The sequence below is a fragment of the Winogradskyella pacifica genome, assembly GCF_013403915.1.
Lineage (GTDB): Bacteria > Bacteroidota > Bacteroidia > Flavobacteriales > Flavobacteriaceae > Winogradskyella > Winogradskyella pacifica.
Genome location: NZ_JABFDI010000006.1, coordinates 1 through 19,833, shown reverse-complemented (window position 1 = coordinate 19,833; position 19,833 = coordinate 1). Strand labels below are relative to the sequence as shown.

The 19,833-nt window shown below is 33.1% G+C and carries 15 protein-coding genes; 14 read left to right on the top strand and 1 reads right to left on the bottom strand.

All coding sequences use genetic code 11. The features are described from left to right. The gene (locus tag HM984_RS06855) at positions 1 to 801 is read right to left on the bottom strand and encodes a polysaccharide biosynthesis/export family protein (protein WP_179348624.1); all 801 of its coding nucleotides are present in this window, start codon (positions 799 to 801) and stop codon (positions 1 to 3) included. Positions 802 to 903: 102 nt separating this feature from the next. Between HM984_RS06855 and HM984_RS06850 the strand changes: the two genes are divergently transcribed. The 14 genes from HM984_RS06850 (at position 904) to HM984_RS06785 (ending at position 19,609) form a co-directional block, all read left to right on the top strand. After that, positions 904 to 2,766 (top strand): ABC-F family ATP-binding cassette domain-containing protein, encoded by a 1,863-nt coding sequence (locus HM984_RS06850; RefSeq protein ID WP_179348623.1) that lies wholly within the window; start codon positions 904 to 906, stop codon positions 2,764 to 2,766. Between the two features lie 207 nt (positions 2,767 to 2,973). Further along, on the top strand, positions 2,974 to 3,744 hold the full coding sequence (locus tag HM984_RS06845; protein WP_179348622.1) for an O-methyltransferase: 771 nt from the start codon (positions 2,974 to 2,976) through the stop codon (positions 3,742 to 3,744). A gap of 170 nt (positions 3,745 to 3,914) precedes the next feature. Then, positions 3,915 to 4,601, top strand: coding sequence for an ABC transporter ATP-binding protein (locus HM984_RS06840; RefSeq protein ID WP_115810095.1), 687 nt, complete (start codon positions 3,915 to 3,917; stop codon positions 4,599 to 4,601). 1,025 nt (positions 4,602 to 5,626) lie between these two features. Continuing rightward, positions 5,627 to 6,202, top strand: a complete 576-nt coding sequence (locus HM984_RS06835) for a cob(I)yrinic acid a,c-diamide adenosyltransferase (protein ID WP_179348621.1) — start codon at positions 5,627 to 5,629, stop codon at positions 6,200 to 6,202. Positions 6,203 to 6,533: 331 nt separating this feature from the next. Beyond that, a complete protein-coding gene (locus tag HM984_RS06830) occupies positions 6,534 to 6,755 on the top strand; it encodes a DUF2795 domain-containing protein (RefSeq protein ID WP_008272287.1) in 222 nt (73 codons plus the stop codon). A gap of 181 nt (positions 6,756 to 6,936) precedes the next feature. Further along, positions 6,937 to 10,293, top strand: coding sequence for a preprotein translocase subunit SecA (secA, locus tag HM984_RS06825; protein ID WP_179348620.1), 3,357 nt, complete (start codon positions 6,937 to 6,939; stop codon positions 10,291 to 10,293). Between the two features lie 322 nt (positions 10,294 to 10,615). Next, positions 10,616 to 11,296: a hypothetical protein gene (locus HM984_RS06820; RefSeq protein WP_179348619.1), complete on the top strand. Its 681-nt coding sequence runs from the start codon at positions 10,616 to 10,618 to the stop codon at positions 11,294 to 11,296. 1,111 nt (positions 11,297 to 12,407) lie between these two features. After that, complete coding sequence (locus HM984_RS06815; RefSeq protein ID WP_179348618.1) at positions 12,408 to 12,971, top strand: helix-turn-helix domain-containing protein; 564 nt, start codon at positions 12,408 to 12,410, stop codon at positions 12,969 to 12,971. A gap of 434 nt (positions 12,972 to 13,405) precedes the next feature. Next, positions 13,406 to 14,044, top strand: coding sequence for a porin family protein (locus HM984_RS06810; RefSeq protein WP_179348617.1), 639 nt, complete (start codon positions 13,406 to 13,408; stop codon positions 14,042 to 14,044). A gap of 42 nt (positions 14,045 to 14,086) precedes the next feature. Then, positions 14,087 to 15,925 (top strand): hypothetical protein, encoded by a 1,839-nt coding sequence (locus tag HM984_RS06805; protein WP_179348616.1) that lies wholly within the window; start codon positions 14,087 to 14,089, stop codon positions 15,923 to 15,925. Between the two features lie 2 nt (positions 15,926 to 15,927). Further along, positions 15,928 to 16,626, top strand: coding sequence for a hypothetical protein (locus HM984_RS06800; RefSeq protein ID WP_179348615.1), 699 nt, complete (start codon positions 15,928 to 15,930; stop codon positions 16,624 to 16,626). A 516-nt stretch (positions 16,627 to 17,142) separates the two neighbouring features. Beyond that, positions 17,143 to 17,463, top strand: a complete 321-nt coding sequence (locus HM984_RS06795; RefSeq protein WP_179348614.1) for a type II toxin-antitoxin system RelE/ParE family toxin — start codon at positions 17,143 to 17,145, stop codon at positions 17,461 to 17,463. Between the two features lie 15 nt (positions 17,464 to 17,478). Further along, the gene (locus tag HM984_RS06790; RefSeq protein ID WP_179348613.1) at positions 17,479 to 18,576 is read left to right on the top strand and encodes a HigA family addiction module antitoxin; all 1,098 of its coding nucleotides are present in this window, start codon (positions 17,479 to 17,481) and stop codon (positions 18,574 to 18,576) included. Between the two features lie 262 nt (positions 18,577 to 18,838). After that, complete coding sequence (locus tag HM984_RS06785; protein ID WP_179348612.1) at positions 18,839 to 19,609, top strand: hypothetical protein; 771 nt, start codon at positions 18,839 to 18,841, stop codon at positions 19,607 to 19,609. Positions 19,610 to 19,833 lie beyond the last annotated feature (224 nt).

The window sequence follows — 19,833 nt, the reverse complement described above, 5'->3', positions numbered from 1 at the left end:
TTATAGTCTTGAATAAAGTAAAACTCCTGTAGTAAGTAAAGAAAGTATCGAAGCTATAGCAGCAATACTAGAGAGTGCTGTTTCACCGGTACCAAGTGACTTTTGCTTTAAAGGTTTTACATAAATAATATCATTGGGTTGTATGTAATAATATGGAGATTGCATCACTCTTATATCTGTTAAATCTAAATGATGTATTTGCTGACCTTGAGGATATTGTCTAATAATTAAAACATCCTTTTTATTACCTGTTACAGGGATTTCTCCAACATTGGCAATCGCTTCAAATATATTCACGCGCTCGGTATACAATACTTGGCTCCCAGGCGAGCCTACTTCTCCATTCGCGGTGTAACGCAAACCTGCCAATTTTACCGTAACAAAAATATTAGCAGTTTCTTTAAATTGCTCTTCCAATAGTTTTTGCTCTAAAGCTTTCTCAATCTCTTCTGTGGTAAATCCCAAGACATTAATATAACCAAGTGTTGGCATTCTTACATTGCCATGTACATCTACAATAAAGCCATCAAAAAAGGCACGTTCTGCACTAGTAGCATTTAAATTCTCATCACCTACTGGATTTAAAATAGATACCGTTTCTTGGTCCAATGCCTTAACACGTATATTCAATATATCATTAACTTGAACACGATAAGGTTTCTGAATTTCACTAAGATTATTAGGAATAGTATCATTGATAGCTCCCTCCTTAACCTGCAAATAAATGGTGTCTTTATGAGGGATACAAGACGACACAATAACACAACTCAAAACAATAATTAAAAGCCTAATTTGCTTCATATTTACAATGGATCTTTGAACACAAATATAATGTATCAACACTAATATCAAAACTAATACGATTCTTTTTGGTTTATTTCCGTTCTTTGCAAAAAAAACACCTTGAATTACCTAAACGTAGAAAATATATCAAAATCTTTTGGAGAGCTAGTGCTCTTTAAAAATTTGTCTTTCAGTATCCATAAAGATCAGAAAATTGCTTTTGTGGCTAAAAATGGAAGTGGAAAAACATCCATCCTTAAAATGTTAGCAGGAAAGGATACTCCAGATGATGGACAGATCGTCGCTAGAAAAGGACTGCGTTTAGCCTTTTTAGACCAAGAACCCGATTTAGATCCTAACCTTACACTCGAAGAAACCATCTTCGCTTCTGACATTCCGGTTTTAAAAATCATTGAAGCTTACGAACAAGCTTTAAAAAATCCGGAAGATGCCGATGCCTATCAAAAAGCATTTGAAGGTATGGATCGCTATAATGCGTGGGAATTTGAAACACAATACCAACAAACCTTATCGCAATTAAAATTAGACGACCTTTCTTTGAAAGTTAACACACTTTCTGGTGGACAGAAAAAGCGTTTAGCATTGGCACAAGCACTGTTAAGCAAACCTGATATTTTAATTCTCGATGAGCCTACCAACCACCTAGATTTAGAAATGATAGAATGGTTAGAAGAGTATTTCGCTAAAACACAACAAACACTATTCATGGTAACGCACGACCGTTACTTCCTAGAACGTGTTTGTAATGAAATCATAGAGTTAGATCATGGTGAATTACACACCTACAAAGGAAATTATTCATACTATTTAGAAAAGAAAGAAGCTCGAATAGAAAACCAAGCTACCGAAGTTGGTAAAGCCAAACAACTCTTTAAAAAAGAACTGGAATGGATGCGTCGCCAACCTAAAGCGCGTACCACAAAATCTAAAAGTAGAATTGATGATTTCTCTGAAATAAAATCAAAAGCACACCAACGTCGTAACGATCATACGATCGAATTGGATATTAATATGGAACGTCTAGGGAGTAAAATCATAGAATTTCATAAGGTCTCAAAAGCATTTAAAGACAAAACGATTTTAAATGAATTTGAATACACCTTCAAAAAAGGTGAACGTATTGGAATCATTGGAAAAAATGGAACTGGAAAGTCTACGTTTTTAAATCTTTTAACCCAAAGTGCACAGCCAGATAGCGGTAAAGTTGTCTTGGGTGAAACTGTTAAGATTGGTTATTATACACAGGGAGGTATTAAAGCCAAACCCAACCAAAAAGTTATTGATGTTATTAAAGAATTTGGCGAGTATATTCCATTAGCCAAAGGCCGACAAATTAGCGCACAACAATTACTAGAAAAGTTTTTATTCGACAGAAAAAAGCAATGGGATTTTGTTGAAAAACTAAGCGGTGGTGAACAAAAACGATTGTACTTATGTACTGTTTTAATTCAGAATCCGAATGTGTTAATTTTAGATGAGCCTACTAACGATTTAGATATTGTAACCTTAAATGTCCTTGAAGATTTCTTAATGGATTTCCCAGGAGTATTATTAGTGGTGTCTCACGACCGTTACTTTATGGATAAAATTGTAGACCACATGTTTGTTTTTAGAGGTCAAGGTGTCGTTGATGATTTTCCAGGGAATTATTCTGATTTTAGAGCGTATGACGAAAGTCAACCCAAACAAATTGAAGTCGTAGAAAAAGTTGTTGACACCAAAGCTGAAAAGCAAAACGAAGCCAACAAATTAGATTACAACGAACAAAAGGAATACAAAAACTTAGCCTCTAAAATAAGATCTTTAGAATTAGATAAAACCGAATTAGAAGCCAAGTTTCTTAATCCTGAATTAAGTCAAGACCAAATCAGTAAACTTTCAGAAAAATTACAAGTGGTTATTGATACCATTGAAGAAAAAGAAATGCGTTGGTTTGAATTGGCTGAGAAGCTCGAAGGTTAGATGGTTAGATGGTTAGATGGTTAGGAAAAGTATCTATTTAAGGTCACAGAAAACAATTAAGCGTTGTAATTAAATAAGACTTACCAATAAACACGAAGTTTATAAATTAATCTCCGTAGCTCCCAAACTATGAAACTTTGAAACTTCAAAACTCAGCAACTTTGAAACTCTGAAACTCTGAAACTCTGAAACTCTGAAACTAATAAAGTGTACCAAATAAAAGCATACCTAAAATTCCTTTCAAAAGCCACCAATCAACATGGTGTCCACTCCCCTTTTGTCTATAATTTTGTAACCAAATGCCTTTATGATAAAACCAACTATGACGACTACGCTAAACTCAAACTTTATAAAAAAGCCTTAGAAAACGCAGACACCATTTTAGATATTACAGATTTAGGTGAAGGCTCAAAGGTTTTAGACGCTAACCAGCGAAAGGTTAGTAAGATGGTAAAAACGTCTAGCAGTTCTAAAAAAGATTCAGAACTCTTATACAGACTTTCAAAATACTTCGGGTTTCAGCGTATTTTAGAATTAGGCACGTCATTAGGAATGGGAACCTATGCCATGGCATTAGCAAATAATTCCGCAAAAATCACGACCATAGAAGGCTGCTTAAACACCTCAACATTTGCACAATCTCAACTCACAAAGCTCAACATAAACAATATTGAATTTGAAGTCGGAAATTTCACTAATAAAATCCCTGAATTAAAACACAACAGCTTCGACTTCATCTTCTTCGATGGCCATCACAACAAAGAAGCTACCATTCAATATTTTGAAGCCTTGTTACCTACCGTTCATAATGACTCTGTTTTTGTCTTTGACGATATTTATTGGTCTAAAGGCATGACGGAAGCATGGGACTATATTAAAATTCACAATGCCGTAACCGTAACGGTAGATTGTTTCAATTTGGGTTTTGTATTTTTCAGAAAAGAACAAGCAAAAGAACATTTTAAAATTAGACTGTAACAAGTCAACAAGTTTTACGTCTTATTAAATAAATCACTGCAAAATCTTTTATCTTGCAGGTAGATTTACAACCTATATCGTATGTCAGGTTGAGCGCAGTCGAAACCAAATAAAATTCTACTTTTAATACCTTTCGACTGCGCTCAAGGTGACAAAAAAAACATAAAATCATGAGTGCCAACGTCATCGAAATTAGAAACATTATTAGAGATTTTAAATTAGGACAAGAAATTGTTCATGTTCTAAAAGGCATCGATTTAGACATTAAACGTGGCGAGTATGTCGCTATTATGGGACCATCTGGTTCTGGTAAATCGACACTAATGAATTTATTGGGATGTTTAGACACACCAACGGCAGGTTCATATAACTTAAATGGAAATGACGTTAGTCAAATGTCAGATGACGAACTCGCAGACATTAGAAATACAGAAATCGGATTCGTTTTTCAAACCTTCAACCTACTACCAAGAACTACGGCATTAGATAATGTGGCTTTACCTATGGTCTATGCCGGATTTTCAAAAAAAGACCGTATCGCACGTGCTACAGAAGTTTTAACTGATGTTGGACTAGCAGACCGAATGGACCACAAACCCAACCAACTTTCAGGTGGACAACGGCAACGGGTCGCTGTAGGAAGAGCTTTAGTTAATAAACCATCAATCATTCTAGCCGATGAGCCAACAGGTAACTTAGATTCTAAAACAGGAATAGAAATCATGAAACTCTTTGGTGATATTCACGCCGCAGGAAACACAGTAATTATGGTAACTCACGAAGAAGACATTGCAGCACATGCTAAACGCGTTATTCGTTTACGAGATGGTGTTATTGAAAGTGATACGTTTAATTAGTTATTAGTTGTTAGTTGTTAGTTGTTAGTTGTTAGTTGTTAGTTGTTAGTTGTTAGTTGTTAGTTGTTAGTTGTTAGTTGTTAGTTGTTAGTTGTTAGTTGTTAGTTGTTAGTTGTTAGTTGTTAGTTGTTAGTTGTTAGTTGTTAGTTGTTAGTTGTTAGTTGAAAACTAAATTTTAAACTTTTAGATAGAAACTTTTTAACTCTAAATTCTTGTCTCTTGTCTCTTGTCTCTTGTCTCTTGTCTCTATTTTCTCTCTTTTCTTTATTCTTGACTCTTAGCTCTTAGCTCTTAGCTCTTAGCTCTTAGCTCTTAGCTCTTAGCTCAAATTCGTCATTTCGTAACTAAAAACTCTATTCTCTTTAATCTATTCTCTTTAATCTTGATTCTTGACTATTTCATCCTGTCTCTTTCCTACCATTCATCAACCACCAACTACTAGCCTTTAGCTCTTAGCTCTTAACTCTTAACTCTTAACTCTTAACTCAAATTCGTCATTTCGTAACTAAAAACTCTATTCTCTTTAATCTTGATTCTTTAATCTTGACTCTTGGTTCTTGATTCTTGACTATTTCATCCTGTCTCTTTCCTACCATTCATCAACCACCAACTACTAGCTCTTAACTCTTAACTCAAATTCGTCATTTCGTAACCAAAAACTCTATTCTCTTTAATCTATTCTCTTTAATCTTACATCTTGCATCTTGGTTCTTGACTCTTGACTCTTGGTTCTTGGTTCTTACATCCTGTCTCTCCCCTACCAACCATCAACCAACAACTACTAGCATTTAGCTTTTAGCCTTTAGCCTTTAGCCTTTAGCTCAAATTCGTCATTTATAAATAAAAGCTCTTTTATCTTTTATCTATTCTCTGTTATCTTTAATCTTGACTCTTGCATCTTGGTTCTTGACTCTAGGTTCTTGGTTATTGCATCATCCTCAAAACTTTCCACTTTCCACATAAACCATATAATTTTTTAACCCATAACCCTCAACATTCCACTCATAACTCTTAACTTTGTTTACATGAAAGTATATACAAAAACAGGAGACAAAGGCACAACCGCACTTTTCGGTGGCACAAGAGTTCCAAAACATCATATAAGAATAGAAAGCTACGGTACTATTGATGAGCTTAACTCGCATATTGGATTAATCAGAGATCAAGACATCGATCAATTGTATAAAAACACATTGATGGATATTCAAGATCGGTTGTTTACAGTTGGTGCTATTTTAGCGACAGATCCTGAAAAAGCACAATTAAAAAACGGTAAAGCACGATTAAACATTCCGAAGATTTCTAACGAAGACATTGAGAAACTAGAAAAAGGTATGGACCTTATGGAAGACAGTCTTCCACCTATGACGCACTTCGTTTTACCAGGTGGTCACACAACCGTGTCATTCTGTCACATTGCACGCACCGTATGCCGTAGAGCTGAGCGTTTGGCGTCGCACCTTAATGACTTAGAACCGTTTCAACCTGAAACATTGATGTATATTAATAGACTATCTGACTACCTTTTTGTGTTGGCACGGAAGTTGTCACATGACTTACAAGCTGAAGAGATAAAATGGATTCCGAATAAAGAATCGTAACATAAATGTCATTGCGAGGACGCAGGACGAAGCAACGGCATAGCAATCATGAATTCCTTAAAAATCAATAAGAGAGAATGAATAATCTCTTCAGCACAGGATTAAAACAGCAAAATTTAATCCGAAATTAAAAGTTGACCATTACACGTTCTTTTTATACTGATGAAACATTTATTTAAGTGACGTTTGAATCATTCAAACCACATAAACATAAATGTTCAGCAAGACCGATAAATTATTTTATATAAGTTAACAGCTAATTAATGTGATTTTTTCTTGGATTGTTCAACTAAAAAATTATTTTTGCAAAAAATAAAATTACAACGCAATTATGTATTGGACATTAGAATTAGCATCTTATTTAAGTGATGCGCCTTGGCCAGCAACCAAAGACGAGCTTATTGACTACGCAATTAGAACAGGAGCACCTTTAGAAGTTGTTGAAAATTTACAAGCAATAGAAGATGAAGGAGATTCTTACGACTCTATTGAAGAAATTTGGCCAGATTATCCTACTGACGAAGATTACCTCTGGAATGAGGATGAATATTAACATATAAAATTATCACAAAAAAGTCTCTTGCGTTATCATAACTGAGAGACTTTTTTTATTTTCGGATGGTTTTTTTCCGAAATACAATATATTCTCTAAAACTTAAAACAAACGTTTTAGAACAACTAACTGAAATTAATACAAAGATTGAAACAATTCAATCTGTTACAAACTTATCAATATGACATTTTTAGATAAAGTGCTTAAAGTTTTTGTTGGAGATAAATCCAAACAAGATGTAAGTTCAATTAAACCTATTGTTGAAAAAATAAAAACTTTCGAAAAAGCATTAGAGGCTTTATCACACGACGAACTGAGGGCAAAGACAGCTGAATTTAAAGCCAAAATTGCCGAAGCAAGGAAACCACTTCAAACTAAAAAAGACGAGCTTTTAGATAAAGCTAAGATTACTGAAGATATTGACGAACGCGAAGATATGTATTTGGAAGTCGATAAAATCGATGACGAGATCTACGACATAACTGAAAATGTTTTAAACGATATTCTTCCAGAAGCCTTCGCAGTTGTAAAAGAAACAGCAAAACGTTTTGTGCACAATACACAGATTCCGGTAACTGCAAATGCATTTGACCGTGAAATTTCTGGTGCTCATGATTATGTAACTTTAGAAGGTGACCAAGCCGTTTGGGCCAACTCTTGGGATGCCGCTGGAAAGCCTATTACTTGGGACATGATTCATTATGATGTGCAACTTATTGGTGGTATTGCGATGCACCAAGGTAAAATTGCAGAGATGCAAACTGGTGAAGGTAAAACGCTTGTAGCAACACTTCCTGTATATTTAAATGCATTAGCAGAAAAAGGGGTACACTTAGTAACGGTTAACGATTACTTAGCAAAACGAGATAGCGCTTGGATGGCACCAATCTTTCAGTTTCATGGTATGAGTATTGATTGTATTGATTACCACCAACCGAACTCTGACGCACGTCGTAAAGCCTACAACGCAGATATTACATACGGAACAAATAACGAATTTGGTTTTGATTACTTACGTGATAACATGGCACATTCGCCAGACGATTTAGTACAACGTCCACACCATTATGCTATTGTCGATGAGGTCGATTCTGTATTAGTCGATGATGCACGTACGCCTTTAATTATTTCTGGACCTGTTCCTAGAGGTGAAGAGCACGAATTTGATGCTTTAAAACCTAAAGTAAATGCTATCGAAGAAGTACAACGTAAATATTTAGTAGGCGTTTTAGCAGAAGCTAAGAAGTTAATTGCTGCCGGTGATACTAAAGAAGGTGGTTTTCAATTATTGAGAGCTTACAGAGGTATTCCAAAAAACAAAGCTTTAATTAAGTATTTAAGTGAGGAAGGTGTGAAGCAATTACTTCAAAAAACCGAAAATCACTATATGCAAGATAACAACAGAGAAATGCCTTTAGTAGATGCAGAACTCTATTATGTTATTGATGAGAAAAATAATCAAGTTGAATTATCTGATAAAGGTGTTGAATTCCTTTCGGGTAAAGATGATCCAGATTTCTTCGTCATGCCAGAAATGGGTATTGAAATTGCTAAGATTGAAAGTAAAGGCTTATCATCTGAAGAAGAAGCAGATCTTAAAGAAGACTTATTTAGAGACTTCAATGTTAAGTCGGAGCGTATTCATACGTTAAACCAACTTTTAAAAGCGTACGCGTTATTCGAAAAAGACAATCAGTATGTTGTAATGGACAACAAAGTAATGATTGTAGATGAGCAAACAGGTCGTATTATGGATGGTCGTCGTTATTCTGACGGTTTACACCAAGCGATTGAAGCTAAAGAAAATGTAAAAATTGAGGCTGCTACGCAAACTTTTGCAACCGTAACGCTTCAAAATTACTTTAGAATGTACCGTAAACTGTCTGGTATGACAGGTACTGCGGTTACAGAAGCTGGTGAACTTTGGGAAATCTACAAATTAGATGTTGTAGAAATTCCAACAAACAGACCAATCGCTAGAGATGATAGAGACGATTTAGTTTACAAAACGAAACGTGAAAAATACAATGCGGTTATTGACGAAGTTGTAAGCCTTTCTAATGCAGGTCGTCCTGTTCTTATCGGTACAACTAACGTCGAGATTTCAGAACTTTTAGGTAAGATGTTAAGCATTCGTAAAATAGATCATAACGTCTTAAACGCCAAACAACATAAAAAAGAAGCTGATATTGTAGCACAAGCTGGTAATGCTGGGCAAGTAACAATTGCTACCAACATGGCTGGTCGTGGTACCGATATTAAGTTAAGTGAAGAAGTAAAAAAAGCAGGAGGTTTAGCCATTGTCGGTACTGAGCGTCACGATTCGCGTCGTGTAGACAGACAGTTACGTGGTAGAGCTGGTCGTCAAGGAGATCCAGGAAGTTCACAGTTTTATGTGTCTTTAGAAGATAACTTGATGCGTTTATTTGGTTCTGAACGTATCGCTAAGATGATGGACAGAATGGGCTTAAAAGAAGGTGAAGTGATTCAACACGGCATGATTTCTAAGTCTATTGAGCGTGCACAGAAAAAAGTGGAAGAGAATAACTTTGGTGTTCGTAAACGTTTATTAGAATATGATGATGTTATGAACGCGCAACGTGAAGTCATTTACAAGCGTCGTCGTAATGCTTTACATGGTGAACGTTTAAGAGTGGATTTAGCGAACATGATTTTTGATACCTCAGAAGGCATCGCTGAAACCAACAAAAATGCCAACGACTTTAAGAACTTTGAATTCGAATTGATTCGTTATTTCTCAATGGAGTCTCCTATTTCTGAATCTGAATTCGGAAAAATGAACGCCACTGATATTGCAGGTACGATTTATAAAGCGGCCTTTAAGCACTACAGAGAGAAAATGCAACGTGCGGCAGATTTAGCATTCCCAGTAATTGAAAATGTATATGACACGCAACGCGATAAATTTAAGCGTATCGTTGTACCATTTACAGACGGAGTTAAAAACTTACAAGTTGTAACGGATTTAGAAAAAGCATACGAAACGAAAGGAAAGCAATTAATTAATGATTTTGAAAAGAACATTACTTTAGCCATTGTTGATGATGCTTGGAAAGTACATTTACGTAAAATGGACGAACTTAAGCAATCGGTACAGTTAGCGGTTCACGAGCAAAAAGATCCATTATTAATTTACAAGTTTGAATCTTTTGAGTTGTTTAAAACAATGATCGATCTTGTAAATAAAGATGTTATATCATTCTTATTTAAAGGTGAAATTCCTCAAGAAACAGCAAACACTATTCAAGAAGCGAGAGTACGTAAGCAAGAAAAACTTGAAACACAAAAAGACGACATTCCTAACTTGGATGAGCGTGCGTCTCAAAACAGACAAGCTGGTGAAGGCGCTTCTCGCCAACAACAGCAAGTCGTTGAAACGATTGTGAGAGACCAACCAAAAATTGGTCGTAACGATAAAGTAACGATTAAACATGTTATGAGCGGTGAAGCTAAAGACGTTAAATACAAGCAAGCCATTCCTTTGATTGAAAAAGGAGAATGGGTAATTGTTGAATAACACAAATTCTTGCGGACGCAGGAATCTCATTAATAGAATTAAAAATCCTGATATTAACCCATCAGGATTTTTTTTGTGATATACGCAATGTCACTTCCAACATTTCCACTTTTTTTCGTCGGAATGTATCGAGAAGCATCAGAATAAAAAACAGCACCTTTAATAATCATCCACCTTCATATTCCTTAATCTCATCAGATTTTAGTAACTTTAAAAACAACAATTCAATCCAAAAATCCAATAATCTAGCAATCTAAAAATCCAACAATCCAACAATCTAAAAATCTAACAGTCTAACAGTCTAACAATCTAAAGATCCAACATGAAACACCTCATCCCAGCAATAATTTTCACAGGACTCTTAATGTCTTGTAATTCTACAGACAAAACAAAAACAACCGTTCAAGATTCAGATACAACGGAAACCACAACAGAAACAACACCAACTGAACCCAATAAAAACTTAAAAGCGATAGATTCTGACGACGCCTTAATTGCAACCGCAGTAATGGCTGCGCCCGAAGCCAGCAGAGCCAATTGTAAGGTGATTGGCTATAATATGGCAGGTGAATTTGTAACTTTAAGAGAAGGTGATAATGAATTTATTGTACTTGCCGACGACCCTAATAAAGAAGGCTTTAGTGCTGCATGTTATCACAAAGACCTCGACCCATTTATGGCAAGAGGACGCGCCTTAAAAGCCGAAGGCAAAAAACATCAAGAAATATTTGATATCCGCGAAGAAGAAATGAAAGCTGGTAAATTTAATATTCCTACCGGAGCGACCTTACACATCTATTCCGGACCAAAAGCAGAGTATGATCCTACAACAGCAAAAGTAGATGAAGCAAAACTTCGTTATGTGGTATATTTACCTTGGGCTACAGCAGCATCTACAGGCTTACCAGAAGCACCAGTAGCCTCTAACCATCCTTGGATTATGAATCCTGGTACACACCGCGCACATATTATGATCTCACCTTTAGCAGACCATAATAAATAGATCTCAAACTCATATTATCAAAAAATCCTGATGCAATACATCAGGATTTTTTTTATGCCATTACGCTAAACAGTAACTATAAGTATTGCAACGCTCTTATTTTCATTAAAATAACGTCAAGTCACGTATTAAACTTTGTAAAGTTTTTCTTAGTTTTATAAACTAAGGATGAATTGCTATATCTTTTGTTATCCAAAATTAAAAAAGGGACATGTGAGGGATTGTTCTCTTATGAGAAGTTGGCAAACATTTACCACATCAGAATCCGATTAATTCATCGAGCTAACGAATCGTGAAAAATTAATCTAAATGTTGGTGAAAATTGACAAATCTGACAAAAACATAATTGACTGAATGTCAACAACAAAATTTGACATTAGAAGAGATTTCAATGGAACAACGAAAAAAAATATCATCTAACATTATATTCAGAAAATACTTCCTTTCTTGGTTTGTGTTGTTACTGGCTTATTTAATAACTGATTTTTTTAATTTAAGTCGATTTTGGGACTATGGAACTTGGATTATAGCAATACTAGCTTTTACTTTATTTATCACTTTAAAGAAAGTAGAATTTTCAATAAGCGCTGTTTATTTTGACAATAACAGAGTTGAATACAAATCAATAACTGATTTAAAAACATTCGAAATTCAGCAGTGACCTTTCTATCTTTTTAAAACAAACTCGGCGAATGTATTAAAACGTTATTATCTAACTCAATTAGGAGGTATTGGTTATTTTTCCATTATTAAAATTTTATTTTCAAAAAAAAATGCATCTGAATTACCTCTCGCTGAATTTTTGGGCCTTTTAGATTTAAAATCGAATATTTCAAAAAACTAAAAACGAATAAAAACGATTTGCGAACACCATATATCATTTATTGCGAGTTCTAACCTACTTACCAAAATTAGAGGATTTTCTATACGGTTTGTATTTGCAAAATAGGTGCTTAAAACTCGGAAAAATAATACTCAAGAAGCGCTAGCATCAATTAAACCCTAAAAAACCAGCTACTTGACATAAATGTCGTAAAAATGTCGCAATCAAACCGCTATCAATTATATCATTTCAGAATTACATTTGTGATATATTATTAAAAGACAAACGATGAACGAAATAGGCGAAAAAATTAAAGAAGCGCGAAAGATGAAAGGTCTTTCCCAAGAAGAGTTAGCAGATTTAGCAAAAATTAATCTAAGAACCATTCAAAGAATAGAAACGAACCAAAATGAACCTCGTGGAAAAACACTTAACCTAATTTGTAAAGTATTAGAAATAAACACTGAGGATATTCTCGATTATGGCAAACAGATTGATAAAACCTATTTAACATATTTTCATCTTTCTGTGCTCTCCTTTTTAGTTATTCCTATAGGTAACATTATACTACCATTGATTTTATGGCTGACCAAAAAGGATAAAATTATTGGATTAAAAAATAGTGGTGCGAACGTTTTAAATTTTCAAATTATTTGGACTTTCGTAACATCGATAATAATTATTGGATACGCGTTAACAAAAATAATGCATTATGAAAAATTTAGCTTCTTAGAGTATATTTTTATCGGATTATACCTTTTAAATATAATACTACCAATTATAGCTGTAATCAAAATAAGAAAGAACAACTTTCAGAAGTCATATCCTAAATTAATTCAAATCATTAAATAATAGTCAATAAATGAAAAATAAAATAGTTATCCACACAAGTTTTATAGGCTCATTAATATTTTCATTCATTGGTAGCATTCTAAAATTGAACTACAATTCGAGTTTTGCTAACTCATTTTTATTTATAGGTGTTATTTTAACTTTGCTTTTTTTAATACTTGGAGTTATTGAAATAAATAAATCAAAGAAACTAAGCAATAAACAAAAAACATTTTGGACTATTGGTTTAATTACGTTTTTAAATATTGGCTCGATTATTTATTATTTTATAGGTAGAAAAAAAGGATGACCACTGGGCTCATACGGTGTATAATTAATGGCTAGTCCTCCCCCACTTACAAAAATATATACGGATTTTATATTCGGTTTTTATTTACTAAATTAGGTGCTTAATCATACGCAACAACGTCACAACCAATTAAGCAACACTACAAATGAACAAACTACAAGCAGTCCTATTGGTTCTTTTCATGTTTTCATATGCTACTATTGTCGCTCAAGATAAAATTGCCAATTTCGGCATCAAGGGAGGTATAAACTATGGGAAATATACCCCAAATCAAAATTTAAGAAACTACGACTATCAAGTTGGATTTTATATTGGTAGCTTCTATAAAATTGAAATAACCGACAAAATGAAATTCCAACCCGAACTTCTATTTGCGCTACAGGGCAGTAAAATAAATACGAAAGATAATCCTATCACAGATTTTAATGGTAACCCATTACCATACACCGGCACATTTGATTTTGAATATCAGGTCTATGAGTTCACCATCTCAATTCCCCTACCCATAAAACTCTATTTTACAGAGGCCTTTTATATGGAAAGTGGCCCGCAATTCGGATTTATTATAGACCGAAATTTGCAGTCGTCTCAAATTCTTTTAGATGGCAACGACGGCAGCTTTATAAAAAAAGGGAATGCTAATTTCGATTTTGGCGTATGCCTAGGTACAGGCTATGATGTATCAGATGCGTTATCAGTAAACATAAGAGCATTTACCGGACTAATAGAAAGAGAAGATATTAAATCGTTTGTTTTCAATTTCGGGATTGAATATAACTTGTAGATAGCCCATTAGATAAATACTACCAATTGAAAAACTAGTGTTATGAAATTACGATTTAGATATATTCTTTTTATAGTGAGTACTTTGTTTTTAACGAATTGTACATATGATTTCTCAGAGGATTCTTTTAAAGATATTCAAATTAATAATCCGAATGTAACTATCATTTTAACGGATTTTGTAAATGGCGAAGAAATTAGTTCTTCTAAAATAATACCATATACCATCACAGGAACTGGAAACAGTGAATTTGAAATGATTGTTAAAATGAATGACACAGAAATCTATAGAAGTCAAGAAACATCAGGAGAATTTTATTTGTATGTGGATGAATTAACTGATGGAGAACATAACTTAACTATAGAATATACCGTCCCTACAAATTCTGGAAGTTTAGCTGATGCTTTAAATGGCGAGTTTTTTGTCGGTTTGGCAGAATACAATTTTATAGTAGACAAAACTTTAGCAGATCCTTTTGGCATAGCGAGTATTAACATAAACCAAGGTTCAATCTTTATTACCTTAAACCCTATTTTAGATACTAATTTTGATGAAGCCTTCCTTGTCATTAAAAATGAATATGACTTTATTATAGAAGAAAGACCCATTTCTGAAGAGGATTTGTCCGATTTACAAATACATGATGATCAGACGATATTTTATAATCCCAGCTATGCCATCAAACTTAAAAATTCATTTACTGAAGATATTTCTGATTTTGTACTACGTCCTACCACAAAAATGAATTTTAGTATAGAACCTCTTCTCTACAGAGAATTTAAGTTAATTTACAATGAGCACCCATTATATGGCAATTTCGATACTATAGGATTATCTGGTTACACCTATCCTTACTCAGGAGGTGCATTTGTTAATTTGAATCCTCAAGGAGGTGAAACAATTATTGATAAAGGCTTTTATTTTGGAGAAAATATTTTCTTAAATTTTAAAATCTTCAAAAACAATTCTTTATTTGGAGAACTACATGAACAAATACCAGTTGGTGATAGTTTACCTATTTCGGAGTTTGAAGACCTAACCTATGTGCCATCTATAAACAAATATTTTATTGTAGAAATAACAAATTCAAACGAATTAATGATTTATCAATTAAATGGTGAATCTTTTGAAATAGAAAATTCGCAAATACTAACAACATTAAGTTTTTCAGAAGATTTTAATTCCTTAGAGTTTGACAATAATTCTGATAGAATACTATTAAATCTCAAAGAAAAAGCACTGGTATTTAATCCTATGACGTTCTCTATTACTAACACTTACAATGCCGTTGACTTCAATGCTAACAAAGCAAATGCAGATACATATTTCAGAGGGAATTATATAATTTTAGAAGATCCCTGGGCTTCTGGTGAAGTATTGATTTATGACATCTCAACAGGAACTCAAAAATTTGGCATTAACAAAACAACCAACTTCTTTAGTGCCATAGATGCTAGTTATTTTTATGCCAACGGTGATCTATACAAACTAGATTTTGGGGAATTCGTATTTTTAAACACCATTCAAGATTTAAGATATAATACAGATGCGCCTGATCTAGAGCATATGACCTTTGATAAATTAAGCAATTCTGCCGTTTTTGGATGGTATAGAAGTACGTTTTATTTAGATTTATCTAACTATAACCAAACTTACATCTGGGACACAGAAATTGTTTATGATGTAAAATATACAGATACTGGAAAACCCTTTATCAATTGCAACCATTTTTCGGCAGGAAATAAATCTCATATCTATGACATTAATCTTAATGAAACCAGATTAATAGACACCTCTTTTCAACAGCCTTATCGCTATTTTAATGGTTATATTTTCTCACCTAACGGGTACGTTTTAGAATCTAACCTTTACACTAACTAATTATGAAAAAAACACAAGTTATTATTCTTTTAATGGCTTTTGTATATTTTAATGTACAAGCTCAAAATAATATCTCTGCTATAGTTGAAGTCAATTATAACACGTTTTCACATACTGATTTAAAAAACTTTCAGCTACAATTAAGAGACGATATTAATGAGGTAAATTTAGAGGTTAACGATGATTTCGGAGCAAATATTGGTTATTCGTTTGGTATAAAAATCGAGGATATTAATACGCAGTTTTTTGCTTCTTATAATTCTACTGGTGGTAAAATATCGTATTCAGATTACTCCGGACTAATTAGGTTAACTCAGCTATTAAAGGTGTATACACTTGGCGGAGAATACCAAATTAAGCTATCAGAAAACAGCAGTAAAAACGTGTTTTATTTCGGAGGAAGAGCTTTTGTTAATTATACACAATTAGATTTAGAGAGTTATTCAAAAATATCTAATACCACCTCAACAGAATCCATTGACTTTAATTCCATTGATATCGGACTAGGTATAAGATTCATTTACGATATTCCTATTTCGGTCGTAAAATTGAGATTAAATCTTGGCTATGACTTAGTGTTAGGTGGCGAACTAAAATTCAAAGAAAACAATGATTTTGCTTTAGAAGATGATGATGGAGATCGTATAAATGCTGGCTGGAGCGGTTTTAGATCTGGTATTGGGATTGTCGTGCCTTTTTAAGACCATCTTTTAAACTAAGAAACATAAAGCGACCCCATGTTGTCACTTCGAGTGTTCCTACTTTTTTATCAGAATGTATCTAGAAGCGTTATAACCAAGCATCATATTATTTACAATGATCTTACACGTCACTTAGAGATCTACAATAAAAATAAAGTATCACCTAGAGAGCTTCAAAAACCATCCAACCCATATGAACAACAACTAAAATTCTCAGCAATCGCTTAACTTTTTTTACACCATTACGTAAAACAGTAACCATAACTCTCATAACTATCTTATTTTTATGGATATGTACGTAAAATTACGTACTAAACTTTGCAAAGTATTGCTTAGTTTTATAAACGTAGAATAGAGCGCGATTTATCGTGTTTTCCGGAATTAAAAATGGGATAACTAGAATGATTATGCTCTTATAACTAGTTGCCCACAATTAACTCGAAACAGAAAGTTCACGAATAAAGTGAACTTTTTTGGCGTAATATTTGTACATTTGCAATATGATATTCAAACAGAATGGAAATAATTTTTGAAAAAGATTACTTAAAAGAACTATACGAAAGTGGAAAAGCAAAAAATAAAAAGCATAGATTCCAACCAGCTGTGGTAAAAAAGTATATACAAACTATAGATAAATTAAGAGCTGCGAAATACACCGAAGAGTTATATCCCATTAGAAGTTTGAATTATGAAAAATTAATTGGAGACAAAAATGGATTAGAATCCGTAAGAGTAGATAAAAAATATCGGATAGAATTTATTAGTTCTGTAGAAGGAGAAGAACCTGATACTTTAACGATTTGTTCAATAATTGAATTAAGCAATCATTACAAGTAACTAAAAAAACGAAAAATGGCGACACTAAAAACAACATTAATTCCTGCACAAGCGACACATCCTGGAGTATTAATAAAGGATGAAATTGATGCTATACCAGATTTTACCCAAAGAACTTTAGCAAAAGAACTTGGTGTAAAACCATCATTTCTAAATGAAATTATTAAAGGCAAAAGACCTGTAACAGCAGACTTAGCTATTTTATTAGAAAAATCTTTAGGGATTTCAGCAGACTATTGGATGAAATTTCAATCACAATATGAAATAGATAAAGCTAGAGTTAAACAAAAAAACATTAAAAAATTAAGAAATATAGAGATATGGAATATTATAAAAGAGTATGTTCCTGTTCGATACTTTAAAAAGCATAATTACCTAATTGATGAACTATCAGAGGACATTAAAGCAATTAAGAAAATATATGATGTTGAGACAATCGATGATTTAGTTAATTCTTTTTCAAAAGATAAATTTGCATATTATCGCAAATCTGAAAAACTTAAAATTGATGACAAAAATATGTTTGCTTGGAGTTCTTTAGCTCAATTCGAAGCTAAAAATCAGAAAACAAACACTTTTAATTTTGACAATCTTAATCAGCTTGTTTCTAATCTTAATAATATTTTTTACGAAAATTCTGATACAACTAAACGAGTACAAACTCTATTAAATCAATTCGGAATTAAAATGTTACTAATTGATAAATTAGAAAAAACGCCAATTGATGGGTTTTCTTTTTGGTCTAACAATAATCCTGTAATTGCGTTGACTTTACGCCATAATGGAATTGATAATTTTGCTTTTACAATAATGCACGAAATTGGACATATCCATCTGCACCTCAGAAATGACAGAAACAGAAAATTTATGGATTTAACCAAAAATCAAAATGTCGACCAATGTGAAAAAGAGGCTGATAATTATGCTCAAGAATCATTAATTTCAGTAAACATTTGGCAAGATATTTTAGATAATCATTTACCATTGGATGATAATAAAATTATTTCTTTAGGAGACCAATACAAAATAAATCCAGCTATTTTACTCGGTCGCATTTGTTACGAAATGAATTATTATGCAATGAAAACAAAAATCGATAAAAAATTAAAATAACTGTGGGCAACACCGTATAAAATTAATGGCTAGTTCTCGCTTACTGACGAAAATCCTCGTGGATTTTCTATTTGGTTTGTATTTGCTAAATTAGATGCTTAAAACACGCAACACCCGAGCGCAGCGAACAGACGAAGTAAACCATATACAAAAACGTTAGCAAACATTTAAGAAAACCGTGAAATACATTAATATTCTCTTATTATTTTTAATTTTTAGCTGTTCGAACAACAAAACTAAATCGAATGACGAAAAGAATGTTATGCAGAATATTGACACTTTGAGATATTCTTACAGCGGATTTAATAATGGTTTACGACTTGATTTATTAAGTGATGGTCGTTTTATAAATGAAAATTATTTATTCAGTTGCTTTGGTGGTGGCGAACGAAAAAGAGTTTTTGGAACTTATAAAATGGATAGCATAAATTTAACTTTGATTCCAGAAAAAATCGAACTGATTGAATATCCAGAGAAAATGGAATTAAAACCAACTAAAACCCAAATAAAATACGGAATTGACTCACTTAAAATCAAAACAGAGTTCAAAGTTCTGAATTGGGAAACTAATAAATATCTTCTTTCAGAATTCTATGATTTTGGTTGGAGTACAGATAAAGAAAATGATTTCATAAGATTTGCAGACTACGTAAACAATGGTTTTGAACCTGAAACGAGTGGAATGTATTTATCTAAAAGAAGTAAAGATTCTGTAAAATCAGAATTTAACATCAAAAAGATTCCTGAAAAATGGCAAAAGTATTTTCTTAAAGAACCCATTACAGCTAAAATCAAAAGCTTAAAGAAAATAACTAACCCAAATGATAAAGAATACTTTTGGTGGGAAATAGAATTAGATAAAGGAAGTAAAGACGGAATGAATAAACGACTTTCAATGAATACAGAAGATGATATGATTTTTTTCGACATTGATTCCGTTTTGAATAACAGAAGTTTTGGTAAATATTATATGCCTGACTTTACGACTGAAAAATATCCAATCGGAACTGAATTAAGAACAAGGTGGAAATAAAAACGATTTGCTAACACCGTATATAATTTATTGCGAGTTCTAGCCTACTTACGAAAACCCTCGCAACACCCGAGCGCAGCGAACAGACGAAGTAAACTATACACAACAGCGTTGTGTGTAATGTGAGAAAAACCGCCCTAACAAGAAAAAAAAAAGAGGCTGTCTAAAAAGGCAGTCTCTTTTTTTATATTTTATATTTTCAAAGAAGCATTGATTTTCGTATC